The sequence below is a fragment of the Burkholderia sp. PAMC 26561 genome (assembly GCF_001557535.2).
In the GTDB taxonomy this organism is placed as follows: Bacteria; Pseudomonadota; Gammaproteobacteria; order Burkholderiales; family Burkholderiaceae; genus Caballeronia.
In genome coordinates this window covers 577,790-595,246 of record NZ_CP014306.1, presented here as the reverse complement: position 1 = coordinate 595,246, position 17,457 = coordinate 577,790, and the positions used below count along the sequence as shown (strand labels likewise).

Annotated in this window: 9 protein-coding genes; 7 read left to right on the top strand and 2 right to left on the bottom strand. The window is 60.8% G+C overall.

Going from position 1 to position 17,457, the window contains the following annotated elements:
- Positions 1-7 precede the first annotated feature (7 nt).
- Both AXG89_RS02710 and AXG89_RS02705 read right to left on the bottom strand, forming a co-directional pair.
- Positions 8-1,312, bottom strand: a complete 1,305-nt coding sequence (locus AXG89_RS02710; RefSeq protein WP_062167748.1) for a glycosyltransferase family 4 protein — start codon at positions 1,310-1,312, stop codon at positions 8-10.
- Positions 1,313-1,324: 12 nt separating this feature from the next.
- Positions 1,325-2,503: a polysaccharide biosynthesis/export family protein gene (locus AXG89_RS02705; RefSeq protein WP_062167742.1), complete on the bottom strand. Its 1,179-nt coding sequence runs from the start codon at positions 2,501-2,503 to the stop codon at positions 1,325-1,327.
- Positions 2,504-3,325: 822 nt separating this feature from the next.
- Between AXG89_RS02705 and AXG89_RS02700 the strand changes: the two genes are divergently transcribed.
- The 7 genes from AXG89_RS02700 to AXG89_RS02670 are packed head-to-tail and all read left to right on the top strand — an operon-like array spanning position 3,326 to position 17,454.
- Positions 3,326-4,591 carry a capsule biosynthesis protein gene (locus tag AXG89_RS02700; protein WP_082771324.1) on the top strand — a complete coding sequence of 422 codons (1,266 nt, stop codon included), beginning with the start codon at positions 3,326-3,328 and terminating at the stop codon, positions 4,589-4,591.
- On the top strand, positions 4,584-5,369 hold the full coding sequence (locus AXG89_RS02695) for an SDR family NAD(P)-dependent oxidoreductase (protein ID WP_062167740.1): 786 nt from the start codon (positions 4,584-4,586) through the stop codon (positions 5,367-5,369). Before AXG89_RS02700 ends, AXG89_RS02695 begins: the two co-directional genes overlap by 8 nt.
- Positions 5,370-5,417: 48 nt before the next feature.
- On the top strand, positions 5,418-6,896 hold the full coding sequence (locus AXG89_RS02690; RefSeq protein WP_062170230.1) for an LTA synthase family protein: 1,479 nt from the start codon (positions 5,418-5,420) through the stop codon (positions 6,894-6,896).
- A gap of 50 nt (positions 6,897-6,946) precedes the next feature.
- Positions 6,947-14,497 (top strand): type I polyketide synthase, encoded by a 7,551-nt coding sequence (locus tag AXG89_RS02685; protein WP_062167738.1) that lies wholly within the window; start codon positions 6,947-6,949, stop codon positions 14,495-14,497.
- Complete coding sequence (locus AXG89_RS02680; protein ID WP_062167733.1) at positions 14,494-15,399, top strand: UDP-3-O-acyl N-acetylglycosamine deacetylase; 906 nt, start codon at positions 14,494-14,496, stop codon at positions 15,397-15,399. Before AXG89_RS02685 ends, AXG89_RS02680 begins: the two co-directional genes overlap by 4 nt.
- A 40-nt stretch (positions 15,400-15,439) precedes the next feature.
- Positions 15,440-16,786: an aminotransferase class I/II-fold pyridoxal phosphate-dependent enzyme gene (locus AXG89_RS02675; RefSeq protein ID WP_062167728.1), complete on the top strand. Its 1,347-nt coding sequence runs from the start codon at positions 15,440-15,442 to the stop codon at positions 16,784-16,786.
- The gene (locus AXG89_RS02670) at positions 16,783-17,454 is read left to right on the top strand and encodes a GNAT family N-acetyltransferase (protein WP_062167724.1); all 672 of its coding nucleotides are present in this window, start codon (positions 16,783-16,785) and stop codon (positions 17,452-17,454) included. Before AXG89_RS02675 ends, AXG89_RS02670 begins: the two co-directional genes overlap by 4 nt.
- Positions 17,455-17,457: the final 3 nt, after the last annotated feature.

Here is a 17,457-nt window from a genome sequence, read left to right as displayed (position 1 = left end):
AATTAAATTACGCCAATGCGTCATACATGTTCACCAACTTCTTTTTGTACGCTGTCGCGTCAAATTTTTTCGCTTGTTCCAAGCCGGATCGCACCAATTGATCTCTCAAATCGGCATCCGAATCGAGCGACTTGAGCCCGCGGGCAATTTGCACCACATCGTACGGATCGACGGCAAGGCTCGCCTGTTCGGCAATTTCGGGCAAAGCCCCTTCGCTTGAGCACAACGTCGGAACGCCTAGTTGCATCGCCTCGAGCAAAGGCAAGCCAAAGCCCTCATATAGCGAAGGAAAAACCACCGCCTTGGCGCAGCGGATCAGACTCATCAAAAATGGTCGAGGTGCGTAGTCGAACACCTTGATGTTTTCGGCAATCGCAACGTCGCTCTTCACCATGCTTTCGAACAGTCTCATTTCCTCGTTGGATTTCCAGGCCAATGACCCAACTATTACTAGCTTCGCATCCACCTTTGAGGAAAGAAACGCCTCAATCAGGCGCCCAACGTTTTTCTTAGGTTCGATCGCACCATAAAAGAGGAAATAGCTGTACGGCCGAAGTCCATAAATGCCCTCAACCTCTTGTTCGGCCTCGTGTGTGCTTCTCAGATTGGACAGATGCGCCGTATTGACCGATTGATATGTATTCGTCAGCCTTTCGGGAGCAACGTTGAAGAGGCTCAGGATATCCTCTTTTGATTTCTCAGAAACCGTGCAAATGTGATCCCCGAACTCAATGCATCCCTTTATCAGGCGATGGTAATACCGCTTGTTATCCAGGGTCGTATACGGCAAACGCAGCGGCACCAGATCATGAATTGTGTATACGTTAGGTACACCCTCTACCCGGACAGGCAACGGGTAGGTCCAATGCATGACATCCGGTTTTTCCTCGAACCGGATTGTCAAAAAACGTTTGTGGCGCTTGAAATAACGCCTCGCGGTCAGAAACAAGTCGTTGACGTTGAAAATTCGCGAGTTCTTAGGTAACTGAGTCGAGAATCGGCGCACCTCCACCACCCCGGACTGCGGTATCTCCACGGCGCGATAACCGAATGGCGCCTGGACAAACTCCTTTGTGTCCCGATAAGCGTTGTTCAGCAAACCGCGCTTCTCGGTGGCGCCTCCCAAGTAATCGTAAAACGAAATTTCACGAAGCATGGGTGACTGGCTGGACGAGATTGGTGCCCCATACAAGGTCCAAGTTTCCCACCCCAGTTCCCCGATATTGTCGGCAAGGCTCTTTGCATACGTTGCCACTCCGGTACCACGCTGCAACGCCAGATTATGGCCATCGAGAGCCACGACACGGTTCATGGTCTCAAGCGCCTATTTGAACGTCTGCACGCCGGTCACGACCGGATACGCGACTGAGAAAACGAGATTTAGGACCTTCTGAATTTCCGTGACTGGAGCATTCGACACATACAACAGGTCCCGGTTGTCCATCATGAAACTCTGAGCGACGAAGAATGAATTCGGGTCTCGCAGATTGATCCGGTAAATAACCGGCACTTTGCCATCGGCTGTGGTTCGGATCGGTTGGTTCGGCCAATTGAGTGCATTGGCTCGCTCCAGCCGGAACACGAATACGCCTTGCGCATCCGAACGGGAATCCTGCAGCCCCCCCGAGCGAGCCAGAGCCTGCGCGAGCGTAATGCCCTGTGCTTCGAAATTGATCTCGTCGTTCTTGCCGGTCGCTCCCAGCACGGTAAAGCTATACGGCTGGAACAGGGCCGTTACCACGTCTCCAGCATGGAGCGGAATATTCTCGCGCGGATTTCGGATGACAACCTGTAGCGGTAGTGAGGCCACCGTGTTACCCCGTGTCACTTGAAGTGTGACCTTGTCAATTGGATCGCGTGCCCCACCTGCTGTAGCCAATGCATCAAGCAGGCGTTCGCCGCGCGCGCTCAACTCCATTCGCGTGCTGTTCGTCACATCTCCCACCACGGTCACGTAAGAAGTATCGTTCTTATCGAGGCGCACCAGCACCTGTGGTTTATGTGCAAGGTTCTTCAAGCGCTCGACAATATCGTCTTGCAACTGCGTTGGAGTACGGCCCGCCGCTTTTACTGTGCCAATAAAGGGCACACTGATTTGTCCACTGCCGTTCACCACCTGGACCGGTAGTGTTGTAACGCGCGCGCCGCCCGATCCTCCCGCTCCACTTGTCACGCCGCCACCGGCCAGTCCGTCGCCAAACAGTGTGGCAGGGGGAGCCTCCCAAATCGATATATCCACTGCATCGCCCACACCGAGTTGCTGGCGAAAAAGCGTGTCGTCACCCAACGTCTTACTAAAATCGGTATTGCTGCGCTCGGCAAACAGGTCGCGCGCCACAGCGTCTGTCACTTCTACGATCTGAATGCCTTGCAGATTATTTGAGGCACCCGCGTCGTTGACTTTTGCCCGGCTCGGCCCGGAGGTGGGAACTGCGGAACAGCCGGCAAGCCCAATTACACTACCGACAATCATGGCCAATATGTTGCGCGTTAATTTTTGCATTTACTAAATGATCCGGTCATCCTATGGCTGGCGGCGATTGTCTCACGATGCAGAATCAATTTGCATCTTCACAATTTCTTAAGTTGTCTTATTGCTACTGCGAAACCCAATTAGCCTTGCAGGGACAAAAGTCGACGGTTGTTTTCGAAAAATATTTATTGACATTCTTGGCTATCAATGCAGTTTGCGATGGTCTTGATCTGCCCGCGCGGGCCATGTGGTTCGCATAGGTTGGGAGCAATCAGGATCCGGACCTTCAGGGCAGCGAGGCGATCTGTGATTCGCGGGTGACTTCACCTATATACGAAATCGACGCTAGACGCACTGCTACAAGAACTTGTTGAAGATTTAATTTGAGCCAAGCACCGCGAATTCATTAGGGCTCAGCTAAGGCACACCGGCATGCGAAGGTGGTCGTGTTCATGTATGAGCGCATCCGAGCTATGCGTCGTTGTTGCTGCAACCCGCGCCGTCATGGTATTCCTGAAGACGTCCCTGAAAAACTGCTTCGTAAGTTCGGTTTCGTGACGCGGATTAGCTGATCGTTTTAACAATAGAAAGCGGCGTTGCTTTGCAACGACTTGGGCGCCATGGGCTTCTCGAATTCTGTAAACTGTTGAAGGCACAGCTGTTTTGCGCGGTGGAATGAACGCCTTAGCTTTGGGCTTGACGGTTGGAAGTACCTTAGTTTGGCAATTGTTGTCCGGACTATGTCGATTTTATTGTAGACTGCGAAGATGTGGTCTTTTTTAAATTCGAGCTAAAAATTTCTCGCCGGATGTTGAGATTTTTCCATTGCTATTAGCTATTTAGCGACCTTCCATGCCGCGATCGATCCTTGTCCTTCAGGGCACGGCTTCACCATTTTTTAGTCGACTTTCGCGCGCGTTGTTGGAGCGGGGACATTCGGTGCAGTCCGTCAATTATTGTGGCGGCGATGCCCTCTATTCTGAAAACTTCCGAGCGCTAAATTACGTCGATAATGCGAGCGGTTTATCGGCGTGGTATGGCGACTTGTTAAAACCGGGCGCATTTACCGATATTCTTCTATTCGGCGACTGTCGGGCCATTCACATGCCAGTGCATCCAATCGCCAGGCGCAATGGCGTCAACGTTCACGTTTTCGAAGAAGGCTACGTCCGCCCGCATTGGATCACCCTCGAAAGCCCCGGAGTAAACGGCCGCTCGCAACTCCCGCGCGATCCCGCCCGGTATCTCGATCATCGTGGCCTGACACCACCGCCTCCTTGCCACCCCACTGGTTACAGCCTTTACGAACGCGCTTGGCACGACATTCGTTATCGCGCGGCAAACACCCTATACGCTTCCCGTTTTCCGAATTACGAAAGTCATCGTCCGCATAATGGTATGAAGGAATATTTCGGATTGGCAAAGCGGTTCTCATACCAAAAACTTCATAACCGCGAAGCCGCCCGAGTAACGGGAACCGTGCTTGGGCAGAAAAAGAAGTACTACGTCTTCCCGCTCCAACTAAACTCCGACTCCCAGATCGTCGAGCATTCGCCGTTCAATTCCATCCGCGAAGCCATCGAAAAGGTAATGCGCTCGTTTGCAGCGCACGCCCTAAGCGATGCGCTGCTCGTCATCAAGAATCATCCGCTGGACACCGGCATTGTCGACTATCGCCGATATTCGCAGGACCTCGCCCGAACGCTCGGCATGCAGGATCGGCTGATGTACATCGAAGCCGGCCATCTGCCCACTTTGCTCGATCACGCGAAAGGCGTGGTCGTGGTGAACAGCACCGTCGGTTTGTCGGCTGTCCACCATCGCCGGCCCTTGATCGCGCTTGGCACGGCGATCTACGACATGCCCGGCATGACGTGGCAGGGCAGCATCGACGATTTCTGGCTTCACGGCGAAGGCCCGGACATGGGCCTCTACTACGCGTTCCTCGATTACGTCATTCACCACACCCAGATCAACGGCGACTTCTACACGAAGACCGGCATCGCGATGGCAACAGCAGGCGCGGTGCAGCGACTCGAAGCCTCACCGCTCGGACGTGTGATCGAACCTGTACCCGTTCCCCTACACGTGCCTGAGCGCGAGCGTTTGTATGGCTGATGCCGCGCCGCGACACATCGTCGTGACGGGTGCAAGCGCGGGTCTCGGTGCCGCGCTTGCCTGCGCGTACGCGGCGCCCGGAACCGTGCTCGGACTCATCGGCCGCGATGTCGGGCGCCTGGAAGCATGCGCGCAGCAATGTCGCCAGGCGGGCGCAAAAGTCATCACTGCAGCCCTCGATGTCCGCAACGCCGACGCCATGCAAACCTGGCTGCATGAGTTCGACGCCGCCCATCCCATCGACTTGTTGATCGCCAATGCGGGTATTGCGAGCACGTTGGCTTCGTCTTCGGAATGGGAAGATCTGGCGCGGACAACGTCGGTCATGGACACCAACTTCTTCGGCGCAATGCACGCGGTGTTGCCGGTGGTCGATCGCATGCGCATGCGCCGGCGCGGGCAGATTGCCATCGTCAGCTCGCTGGCGGCGTTGCACGGCATGGCGATTTCGCCCGCCTATTGCGCGAGCAAATCAGCACTGAAAGCGTACGGGGAATCAGTACGTCCGCTTCTTGCCCGCGAGGGAATCGCGCTGAATATTGTGTTGCCGGGATTCGTGAAGACGGCAATGAGCGATATGTTTCCGGGCAACAAACCTTTTCTCTGGACCGCCGAGAAAGCAGCGCGCTTCATTCGTCGCGGACTGCGTGCGAATCGGCGCGAAATTGCTTTTCCCGGTTTGCTGGCATTGGGCATCAGTCTTTTACGCTTCCTTCCGGCGCGGCTTGCCGACGGTATTCTTGCCTCGATGTCGTACCTGCCGCGCGAGGGGCGTTGATACGTGACTGTCTCGCTGTGGTTCCTCGTCTCGCTGATCGGTTCGTGCATGGCAGAAGCCGTGGCGTTGCCGCGTGGGTCGTGGAGAAGGTCGTGGCGTGCGATGGGCATCGGCGTGGCCGCGTTGGCCTGCGTCTTTTCGGTGGTTCTTCTGGCGAGTGCACGCCCTGGATTCGCCGCGCTTGTGACCGCATCACTGGTTGCGCTGCTGGCGATTGTCAGCAACGCAAAGCACGAATCCTTGCGCGAGCCGTTCGTCTTCACGGACCTGAGCCTCTTTAGCCAGCTTTTCGCGCATCCACGTTTGTATCTCCCGTTTCTCAGCGCGGGGAAGGTCGTCGCCATTGCTATTGGCGCGGCGCTTTTTGTCGCTGCGTTTATCTTTGGTCCGAAGCCGCCACGCCATTCCGACGTTTCGTTGGCAATTGTCGTCCTGTTGAGTTTCGCAGCGGTAGTGCGGCTGTCCTCGCGTCTCGACTTGTCCCTGCTGCCCGAGAGCGATCAGCGGCGTCATGGCTTTTTATCAACGTTCGTTGCGTACCTGTCCAACGGGCTTCGACCCGCGACCGCTCGTCTCCTGCGCAGTGCGCTCGCGACCGGCCCTTTCGCCCGCACAGCGTCGCGGCTCGCCGGTCCCGATATCATCGTGATTCAAAGCGAGTCGTTCTTCGATGCCCGGCGCTTGGGGAATTCGGTCGATTCATCGCTGCTCAAACACTTCGACATAGCCTGCCACCAGTCCGAGCAATACGGCGAGCTGACCGTGCCGGCGTGGGGCGCGAATACCATGCGCACGGAGTTCGCGGTACTGACCGGGCTTAACGAGGCGCAGCTCGGATATGCGCGTTTTTATCCCTATGCGTTTGTACGGTCGCAATGCACGACAATGGCCGCATGGTTCAAACGCGCAGGTTACGTGACACGCGCCATCCACCCGTATTTCGCCGACTTCTTTGGTCGGGCGCGCGTTTTTCCGCTGATGCATTTCGACACCTTCACGGACATCGGCGCGTTCGATACAGCGCCACGCGCGGGTCCTCACGTGGCGGACGCGGCGGTGGCGGACGCCATTCTCGAAGCGCTCGATACTGCCGGCGACCAGCCGGCATTTGTCATGGCGATGACCATGGAAAACCACGGTCCGCTGCATCTGGAAGACGTGAACCCAGGCGAAGCCGCGCGGTACCACTCCCAAGGTGAAGATCCGCGCTGGAATGATTTGACGGCTTATCTCCGGCACCTTTCGAACGCAGACGTTATGATCGGCCGCCTCATGCAGGCGCTTGCGCAACGGCCACGTGAAAGCATCGTGTGTTTTTACGGCGATCACGTTCCAGCGCTGCCAAAGATTTTCGATTCGTTGAACCAACCCCAACTCACTAGCGATTACTTCATTTGGCGCAGCCACGGCACCCGCACGGAGCAACGAACCAGCAAGCCGTCAAGCAAGCCGTTGAGTGCGGCGCGGCTTGGACCGGCTCTCGTTGAACTGGTGGAAGAGATGCACGGCGTCGTGTCGGCGCGCTAACTGAACAATGAAAAGCCGTTCCCCAGTCTCGCGGGGCTGAAAAAAAATATATGACCAAACCAATCGCAATCATAGGAATGGCCTGCCGGTTTCCGGGCGGCGTGGCCAATCCCGACGACTTCTGGGAACTGCTCTCCACAGGTCGCGACGCTGTCACGCAGATTCCGCCTGAGCGCTTCGGCACGGAGTTCTACCAGCACCCCTCGAAGCGCGAGCCGGGCAAGAGCTACACGTTCGCTGCCGGCGCGCTCGACAACGTAGCGGGCTTCGACGCCGCTTTCTTCGGCATCTCGCGCCGCGAAGCCACGCAGATGGATCCGCAGCAGCGCCTGTTGCTGGAACTCGCGTGGGAAACCTTCGAAGACGCCGGCCTGCCGCCGCGTCAGATGGCGGGGCGCAATTGCGCGGTCTACGTGGGCGTGGCGAACACGGACTACGGCCATCGCGGCATGGACGACGTAAGCGGCATCGATCCATACACGGCAACGGGCACGACGCTCAGCATCGCGTCGAATCGCGTGTCGTATGTGTTCGACCTGCGCGGGCCGAGCATGTCCATCGATACCGCATGTTCGTCGTCGCTCGTCGCGCTTCACCAGGCGTGTCAGGCGCTGCAGGCCGGCGACGCCGACACGGCGCTGGCCGGCGGCGTCAACGTGCTGACTCACCCGTCGGCGTTTATCGGCTTCTCGAAGGCGTCGATGCTTTCGCCCACCGGCCGCTGCCGCGCATTCGATGCCGACGGCGACGGCTACGTGCGTGCCGAAGGCGGCGCATTCGTGCTGCTCAAGCCGCTGGATCGCGCACTCGCGGACGGCGACACGATCCATGCGGTCATCGCAGGGTCGGCTGTGAATTCGGATGGCCATTCGCGCGGCGGAATCAGCGTTCCAACGTCGGCCGCGCAAGCGGCGCTGCTCAAGAGCGTGTACCGGCGCGCGGGAATCGATCCGACCGAGCTGGCCTATCTCGAAGCGCACGGCACGGGCACGGCAGTGGGAGACCCCATCGAGGCGCGCGCGCTGGTCGAAGCGGCGTCGGTGGGACGTTCTGCCGACAAGCCGTTGCTGATCGGATCGGTGAAAACGAATGTGGGGCACCTCGAAACAGCATCGGGCATGGCCGGTCTGTTCAAGACCATCCTCAGCCTGAAGCATCGTGCGGTGCCTGCATCGCTTCACTTCAGGACGCCGAATCCGCGTATCGACTTCGAGGGCGGCGCGTTGCGCGTCGTTGAGCAATTCACTTCACTGGATACCAGCAAAACGCCGCTCGTCATGGGCGTGAATTCGTTTGGCTTCGGCGGAACGAATGCACACGTGGTGCTGAGGGAGGCCCCCGCCGCTGCGAGTAACGCGGTGCAAATCGAAGCATCGAAGGATGCCGGGCTTTTGCCGCTGTGCCTGACAGCACGCTCGCCTGAAGCGCTCGCAGATGTTGCCGCGCGCTATCTTGCTGTGCTCGACGCAGGCACAGCCTGGAACGCGCTCGCGGCCAGTGCGGCGCGCAGCCGGCAATGGCTCAGCGAACGCGCGATCATCGCGCCACAGACTACTGAAGAAGCGCGCGCATTGCTCGAAGGCTTGAGCAAAGGCCGCGACACCAGCGCCACGGCGCTCGCTCACGGCACTTCGCCCGGCGACGACGAACGCCTCGCGCTCGTGTTCTCCGGAAACGGTGCGCAGTGGGTGGATATGGGCAAGCGGCTCATCGATGAAGAGCCGGTGTTTCGCGCCGCGCTAGAAGAAGTCAATGCGCTCTGGTGCGCCGACGGCAGTGCATCGCTCGTCGAAGTCATGCGCGCGGGCGCCACGGCGCAATGGCTCGACGCGACCGAAAATGCGCAGCCGCTGTTGTTCGCCATTCAGGTAGGCATCGTGCGGGTGATCGAGGCGCGCGGCGTTCTCTACGACGCATGTCTTGGCCACAGCGTGGGCGAGATCGCGGCGGCGTGGGCGTCGGGTGCATTGACGCTTGCGCAGGCGGTGCGCGTGATCAAGGTGAGAAGCCGGGCGCAAGGATTGACGCGAGGTCTCGGACGCATGGCGGCTGTGGGCCTGAGCGAAATCGCGATCCGCACGCGGATTGCGGAACTGAGCTTGGGTGCATCGGTGGAGATTGCAGGCGTCAACAGCCCGCAGGCCGTCACGCTCGCCGGTTCGCCCGCCGCGCTGAAGACATTGGAAGACGCGTTGCGCGACAGCGGCGCGTTCTTCCAGATGCTCAACCTCGATTATCCGTTCCACAGCTCGCACATGGACCGGATCCAGGCTGAGGTTACCGAAGGCCTTGCCGATCTCGCGCCGAAGGAAGCGACGCGCCAGTTTGTATCGACGGTGACAGGTTCGGACTTTCCGGGCTCGCAACTCGATGCCGATTACTGGTGGCGCAATATCCGCGAGCCGGTGCGTTTCGGCGATGCAATCGCGCATCTCGCCCGCGCCGGTATACGGATTTTTCTCGAAGTCGGTCCTCATTCGGTGCTGCGCCATTATGTGAAGCAGACGTGCGACGACCTGGAGTTGCCGGGCCGCGCGCTGATTACATTGAAGCGTCATCACGACACCGCGCAGGTCCTGCACCATGCGCTGTACAACGCGCTGGCAAACGGCGCGCGCGCCGATCTCGACCGCTTTGCGCCGGTGGGGCAAACATCGCATCTTGTCGCGTTGCCGGGTTATCCGTGGCAGCGCGAGCACTTCTGGCAAGGCCCGACCGCGGAAGCGTATGACCTGGTGAACCGGCGCCGTGAGCATCCGCTGCTGGGCTACAGGCTGCGCGATCAGGCGCTTGCATGGGAAAACGATATCGATCCCGACCGCCTGCCTATGCTCGCGGATCACGTGGTGGACGGCAACATTGCATTCCCCGGCGCGGGTTATGTCGAGATGGCGCTGGCGGCGGCGCGCGCGTTTTTCGGCACGGAAAGCTGCGCGGTCGAAAACGTCGATATTCGCGTGCCGGTCGTGTTCCGCGCTCAGCAATCCAAACTCTTGCGCCTGAGCATCGATCGGCGCACGGCGGCATTCAGCATTGAATCGCGCGACCGCATGAGCGAAGCGGCGTGGACGCTGAATGTGGCCGGACGGCTGTTGTCCGGTGGTCCAGACGTGAGCGTGGCGGCTGCCGTGCCGCGTGCCGAACTCGAGCGCATTCTTACGCTGCCGCCGACTGATGGCGCGCTGCTTTACGAACAGGCCGCTCAGATTGGTCTTGCCTACGGTCCGGCGTTTCATTGGATTCGCAACGTCCGTATTGCCGATGACAACCTCGCGCTCGCCGAAGTCGCCATGCCGCCGGTATGCGAAATTTCCGCATGCCGGCCCGATGGCTACACGTTCCATCCGGCGCTGATGGACAGCGGCTTTCATCCGCTGTTCGCGCTGCTGGCCGCAGCGGAAACCGAAGGCGTCGCTGAACACGCCGCGTATGTGCCGGTGCAGCTTGGGCGTATCGATTTTATCGGCGGGGAAACGGTCAAATACGTGCTTGCGCGGATTGACCGGCGTAGTCCGCATTCGCTGGTGGCCTCGTTTGAATTCGCCGATGAAAACGGCGGCATCGTCGCGCGGCTCACCGCTTGCCGCTTCCGTCGCGTGGACCTGGGCGCCCGGCGCGCGAGCGTACCTGCACGATTCACCTACGTGCTCGATGCAAAGCCGCTGCCGCGCGATATCCACGCGCGTACGCTGCCTGCATCGGCCGCACTGGTTGGGAAGGCGCTCTTGTCACGCGGTGAGGATGCTCAGGAAGAAGCCTCGCGCCGCACGACACACCTGACCGAAATACTGCCTCTGCTCGATGTGCTTGCAAGCGCCTACGCGCTGCGCGCGCTCGATGAACTCAACGTATTCAGTCAACCGGCGTTGCCGCTGTGCGCTCATCCCGCGTTGCTCGCGAGGCTTGCCGAGATCCTCGTCGAAGACGGTCTTGCAAACTGGAGCGACAGCGGCCAGTTGATCCGCGACGACGCCGCCTGCGCAAGTCTTCCGCCCACCGATGCGCTCTGGCGCGAACTGCTCGCGCAGTCGCCTTCTCACGTTGCGGAGCTGACGCTGCTTGCGCATTGCGGCAGCGCACTGAGCGCCGTGTTGCGCGGTGAGAAGTCGGGCGTCGAGATCTTGCCGGCTGCACGCAGCAGCCTGGTCGAGCATTTCTTCGAAGGCTCGCCAACGTGGTCGTACGTCAACAAGCTGGTCGGCGAATGCGTGAGCGCAGCGGTCGATGCTTGGAAACAGCCGCGCCGCTTGCGCCTGCTCGAAATCGATTCACCAGAAAGCGAGGTGTTGCAGCCGCTCGGGATGCATCTGCCGTTGTCGCGCGTGGACTGCACGATCGCGGGCACGGACGAGCAGCTCAGCGCCTTCGATACCTCCGCGCATCCCGCCGTGCATACGGTCGTGCTTGAACTGGGTGCACGGCCGAAGCTCGGCAACGGTGAGCCGCATCAATATGACGTGGTGGTGGCAAGCCACGCGCTCGCGAGCCAATCGGATCCGCGAGCTTTTATTGATGCACTGCGCGGCTGGCTGTCGCCGGGTGCGCTTATCGTGATCACGGAAGCACGGCGCAGCCGCTTCTCCGACATTGTCTTCAGTCTCGATGCCGGCGAGTCGGCCAAACGGGCGTGGCTGTCAGCTTCGGATATCGCAAACTTGCTGCAACACGCAGGCTTCGAAGACGTTTTGCAACACGTCGAGCAGGGTCTTGAACTCGAGGGCACGCCCTCGCTTATAGTCGCGCGGCAGCCATCCGCGCCGGCAATGCCCGTCGCGCAGCACAGTCATGTGAAGCAGTCGTGGGCCGTGTTGACGGCAGGATCGTCGAGCGCCTTTGGAACCGCTGTTGCCGCGCAACTCGATACCGACGGTCAGGACGCGAAGTACGCGGCCCTGTCGGCGGTCTCTGCGCTGAATTCAGACAACGTGGTGTTCGTTGCGCCCGATACATCGCCCGACGACATCATGCAGGCGCAACGCGAACTGGCGCTTGCGCTCGCGCGGCTGGTTCGTCTTGTCACTCGCGATTCCCGTGCGTCGAAGCCCAAACTCTGGATCGTCACGCGCGGCGGCGCGCCCATGTTGCTGCCATCGGAAGCGCAAGCGGCCGCGTTGCATCCTGAACAGGCGACGTTGTGGGGGCTCGGACGCGTCCTGGCCAACGAGCATCCGGAGCTGTCCTGCCGTCTTGTCGACGTGCATCCCGCCTGCGCCAACGCCGCAGTAATCCTGGCAAACGAACTGCTCGCCGCCGATGCCGAAGAAGAAGTCCTGCTGAACCAGACGGGCCGTTACGTGCCGCGCATGCTGCCTGCATCGAGCGCTGCATTACGTCAGGCCGCCCGGCTTCCTGCGCTGGCGGCACGCACCGAGGCCGTACTGGGTTTCGGCACGCCGGGTTCGCTGCGCAATCTCGAATGGTTCGCGCTGCCGGATCGCGAACTGGCTGCGGACGAAGTGGAGATCGAACCCGTCGCAACGGGCCTCAACTTCCGCGATGTGATGTACGCAATGGGCCTGCTCTCCGACGAAGCGGTGGAGAACGGCTTTGCGGGCGCGACCATTGGCATGGAGTTGTCGGGGCGGATCGTGCGGGTGGGGCGTGAGATCGGTGCCTTCAAACCGGGCGATGCCGTGCTCGGTTTTGCCCCGGCATCGTTTGCATCGCGGGTGCGCACGCGCGTGGTCGCCATTGCACACAAGCCCGAGCGGATGACCTTCGAGGAAGCCGCGACGATTCCCACCACGTTCTTCACCGCCTGGTACGCGCTCTGCGAACTCGCGCGGCTGCGCCCGGGTGAACGCGTGCTGATCCATGGCGGCGCTGGCGGTGTCGGAATTGCGGCGATCCAGCTTGCGCGTCACTTCGGCGCGCAAGTGTTCGCGACCGCGGGCAGCCGCGAGAAACGCGAATTCGTGCGTTTGCTGGGCGCGGATCATGTGCTCGACTCACGCAGTCTCTTTTTCGCCGATGAAATCCGCGAACTGACGGGCGGTGCGGGCGTGGACATCGTGCTCAATTCGCTGGCCGGTGAAGCGATGGTGCGCAGTATCGATACCTTGCGGCCGTTTGGACGTTTCCTGGAACTCGGCAAACGCGATTTCTACGAGAACAGCCGGATCGGCTTGCGGCCATTCCGTAACAACATCAGCTATTTCGGTATCGATGCCGATCAGTTGATGACCGTTCTGCCCGAACTCACGGCGCGTTTGTTCGCCGACGTGATGAAGCTTTTCGCCGATGGCGTGCTGCATCCGCTTCCGTATCGAGCGTTCCCGGCCGAGCGTGTGGAAGATGCGTTCCGTCACATGCAGCAGGCGCGTCAGATCGGCAAGGTGCTCGTCACCTATTCCGGCGGCACGCCCGCGCCGGCGAACTCGGGGGTGATCAAGGAAACACTGCGGCTGGATGCATCGGCGGCATATCTGGTGGTCGGCGGAACCGGTGGACTCGGCTTCGCGACGGCGCGATGGATGGTTCAACGCGGTGCGCGTCATCTCACGCTGGCAAGCCGTAGCGGCGCGCTGTCCACCGCACTCGCCGATGAACTCCGCACATGGGACGGCGTGCAAGTGCACCTGGCCACGTGCGATATCACGAACAGCGCAGCGGTGAACAAGCTGATTCAGGACATCGATGCACGCAGCCTGCCGCTCAAGGGCATCGTGCATTCGGCGATGGTGATCGACGACGGCCTGATCCACAATCTCGACGACGCCCGCTTCAACGCCGTGCTCGCGCCAAAAGTTGCGGGCGCGTGGAATCTGCATCGTGCGACGCTCGCGCATGAGCTCGATATGTTCATCGTCTATTCGTCGGCGACGACGTTCCTCGGCAACCCGGGACAGGGCAGCTATGTGGCCGCGAACGCGTTCCTCGAAGCGCTGGTTGGACAGCGCCGCCAGGCCGGACTCGCGGGAACCGTGATGGCATGGGGCCCGGTCGATGACGTTGGGTTTCTCGCACGCAATGAAGAGACGCGCGAGGCACTGCAGGCGCGCGTTGGCGGTTTGTCGATTACATCCAATGAAGCGCTGGCCGCGCTTGAACAGGCACTGCTCGATAACCGCTCAGGCGAAGCTGTCTTGCGCCTCGACTGGAACGCAGTGGCGCGCGGCATGCCCGCCGCCGATGCACAACGCTACGCCGAGTTGCACACGCGCGGCGCAGTGGAAGCCACACGGGAAAGCGGCGCGCATATCCGCGGGTTGTCGCGTGCCGACGCGCTCTGGTTCGCCGAGGAAACGCTGCAATCGCAGATCGCGCGGATCCTGCACATGTCGCCGGAAAAGATCGGCAAGGACAAGTCGCTCGCGGACATGGGCATGGACTCGCTGATGGGCATGGAGCTCGGCATGGCGGTCGAGGAATCGTTCGGCGTGAAGTTCTCCGTGATGGCGCTGGCCGAGGGGGCAACGGTCGTGTCTCTTGCACGACGTATCGTTGATTCCATCATGAGCGGCGACGGCGAAGGCGCGCCACAAGAACCGCACGACGAAGTCGCGGCAATGGCCACGCGTCATGGCTTCGAAGAAGAAGCGAACGCGCTGAAGCAGGAAGAAGCGATCGCCGATGCACCCGGCACAGCGGGGTCGCATTGAGCGTCCCGGCCGGCTGGCACAGCAATGAAGGCACGCTCGCCCGCAGCCTCGAACTGAGCGGGCGTGGACTTCACACAGGGCGTCGCGTGAATGTGCGCGTGGTGCCGCGCGAGGCGGGCGGTATCGTTTTTCGACGGATGGGCGGCGGCCGTGCGCTCGCCGATTTGCCGGCGAGTCCCGCAATCCGCCTCGCGCAGCCGCTTTGCACGATGCTCGAAGACCAAAGCGGCGTACGCGTGCGCACGGTGGAACATCTGCTGGCTTCACTGCTCGCATGCGAGATCGATCATGCAATCGTCGAGCTCGACGCCGAGGAAGTACCCATTCTCGATGGCAGCGCATTGCCCTGGACTCAGGCAGTCAACGCCTGCGGCCGGCGTTCGCTTCCCTCGCGCAAGCGCTTTATCCGCGTGTTGCGGCCAATCAGCGTCGAGGACGGCGCGGGGACGAAGAATGTTCGCAGCATGCGTATCGAGCCGTGTGACCGATACGAAATGAGCGTGCGCAACGATCTCAACGGGTTCGGCAATCTGCATTGGGATGGCGCGATCACGCCGGCAAGCTTTGCCACCGAAATCGCGCCGTCGCGTTCTTATGGCCGCGTGAAGTGGGCGGCCCTTGCCATTCTCGTAGGGTATCTGCGCGGTGTTCCGATCCTGCGAGGCGCTCGCCTGAGCTCCACGGCGGCGATTATCGGCAGCAAGGTCATTGGCGGCATGCGTTTGCCGGATGAATTCGTGCGGCATCGCGTGCTGGATCTGGTCGGCGATCTCGCGCTTGGCGGCGCGCCGCTGCTCGGGCGTTTGACGGCGCAGCGTCCCAGCCACGAAATGAACTATCGGCTGCTCGCCGCGCTTCTGGCCGAGAGCGACGCATGGGAATGGACTGAATTCTCCACATGAGTTGCCGCTTGGCCGCACGTAAAACCGGAAATAACACTTCATGGATTTGACTGGAAACTTTCGTCAGCAACTCGCCGCCAAGGCATTGCAGCGACAACTCGAACGCGTGTCCGAGCAAGCGCAGGCGCCGGCGCGATCGCTTGGCCAGGAACTTGCGCAAGCGCCCGGCAGCGCGGCGGATTCCGCCCGCGACGCGTTGTGCAGTTTCGAGACCATGCCGGGTTACACGCAGGTCAAGCTGCTGCGCGAGATGGGTGACAAGCTGCGCGTGGACTCGCCATTTTTCCGCGTGCATGAAGGCACTGCGGGCGCGACGACGCAGATCGGCGGCAAGCCCTACCTGAACTTCGCGAACTACAACTACCTGGGTCTGGCTGGCGATGCCCGCGTGAACGATTGCGCGAAGGCGGCGATCGATCAGTACGGGACATCGGCGTCGGCAAGCCGGATGGTCGCAGGCGAGCGCACGGTGCATGGCGAACTCGAGAACGCGCTCGCGCGTTTCTACGATGCCGACGACGCCCTCGTTTTTGTCAGCGGGCACGCCACGAACGTTACGGTCATCGGCTCGCTGTTTGGTCCGGGCGATCTGATCGTCCACGATGCGCTCGCGCACAACAGTGTGCTGCAAGGCGCGCAGTTGAGCGGCGCGAAGCGCCTGAGTTTTCCCCACAACGACTGGCGCGCATTGGACGAATTGCTTGCCCGCGCGCGCCATGAATTTCGCCGCGTGCTGATCGTGGTGGAAGGGCTTTACAGCATGGACGGGGACATTCCCGACCTGCCGCAATTCGTGGAGGTCAAGCGTCGCCATGCAGCGTTCCTCATGGTCGATGAAGCCCATTCATTGGGTGTGATCGGTGAAACAGGCAAGGGCATCCGCGAGTATTGCAACATGCCGAGCCAGGACGTCGATATCTGGATGGGCACACTCAGCAAGACACTGGCTGGCTGCGGCGGGTTTATCGCGGGATCGCACGCTCTGATCGATATCCTGCGCCACCTCGCACCCGGTTTTCTGTATAGCGTTGGCCTTGCGCCGACGCTTGCGGCTGCATCGCTTGCAGCGTTGGAGCGCTTGATTGCCGAGCCGTGGCGCGTGAAGCTGCTGGCCGAGCGCGGCCATCAATTCCTCGATGAAGCGCGCAACGCCGGTTTGAACACAGGTTCGAGCGCCGGTTTTGCCGTGGTGCCGGTCATCACGGGCAGTTCGCTCAAGGCCGCGCAATGGGCCAATGCGCTCTTCGAAGAAGGCATCAACGCGCAGCCGATCTTCTATCCGGCCGTTGAAGAGCGCGCTGCACGATTGCGGTTTTTCATTTGCTCGACGCATGAACCGGAGCAGATCTCGCGCACGGTCGCCGTACTGCGCAAGCTCGCGCGATGACGCTGCTGTCGCCGGAATCCTCCAGCAAGCGAGCCCAAGGCAACGCACTTCTCGACCGTCCTGCCCGCGCCGCAGACGCTCCCCAGGCCGCGCCGCTTGTCTTCGCTTCGGGCAGGCTCGAGTTCGGGTTCCTGTTCGGCGTGCCGAAGGAGCAGTGCATCGCATTCCTGCGTGCTGCATTCGCGTCCACGCACGGGCGGTTCTCGTGGCGCAGGCACTGGGTATCGGCTGCGAAGGGGGAGGTGGTCGGCATTCTGGCCGCGCATGGCAGCCGGTCGACGCTTTCCGACAATCTCTGGTTCGCCTGGATGACCCTGCGATTTTTCGGTTTGCGTCGAACCGTCGGCGTGTTGCGGCGCGGACTGATCCTTGAAAGTGAACTGCCGCCGCCGAGCCGCGGTGAAACCCTGCTTGCACATTGCGCGACCCGCGTAGATGTACGCAGCCGCGGCATATTCAGCGCGCTGCTGAACGCTGCGCAAAGCGGTGCATCTCAGCCACCGATACCCCGCAACGACGGCCTCGTCCTCGATGTGCTTCTGACTAATGACTCCGCTGCTCGGTTGTATCGGCGGCTCGGATTTGTTGCGCTTGCCCGCAAGCGACCCCGGGCACGCAGCCTGCCTGCTGAACTGGAATCGGTGAGAATGCGCTTTACACCAAGGTAGAGC

What these genes read in the sequence shown, in the direction of transcription:
- AXG89_RS02710 (WP_062167748.1), bottom strand. Translation starts at nt 1,312, where the DNA reads ATGAACCGTGTCGTGGCTCTCGATGGCCATAATCTGGCGTTGCAGCGT.
- AXG89_RS02705 (WP_062167742.1), bottom strand. Translation starts at nt 2,503, where the DNA reads ATGCAAAAATTAACGCGCAACATATTGGCCATGATTGTCGGTAGTGTA.
- AXG89_RS02700 (WP_082771324.1), top strand. Translation starts at nt 3,326, where the DNA reads ATGCCGCGATCGATCCTTGTCCTTCAGGGCACGGCTTCACCATTTTTT.
- AXG89_RS02695 (WP_062167740.1), top strand. Translation starts at nt 4,584, where the DNA reads ATGGCTGATGCCGCGCCGCGACACATCGTCGTGACGGGTGCAAGCGCG.
- AXG89_RS02690 (WP_062170230.1), top strand. Translation starts at nt 5,418, where the DNA reads ATGGCAGAAGCCGTGGCGTTGCCGCGTGGGTCGTGGAGAAGGTCGTGG.
- AXG89_RS02685 (WP_062167738.1), top strand. Translation starts at nt 6,947, where the DNA reads ATGACCAAACCAATCGCAATCATAGGAATGGCCTGCCGGTTTCCGGGC.
- AXG89_RS02675 (WP_062167728.1), top strand. Translation starts at nt 15,440, where the DNA reads ATGGATTTGACTGGAAACTTTCGTCAGCAACTCGCCGCCAAGGCATTG.
- AXG89_RS02670 (WP_062167724.1), top strand. Translation starts at nt 16,783, where the DNA reads ATGACGCTGCTGTCGCCGGAATCCTCCAGCAAGCGAGCCCAAGGCAAC.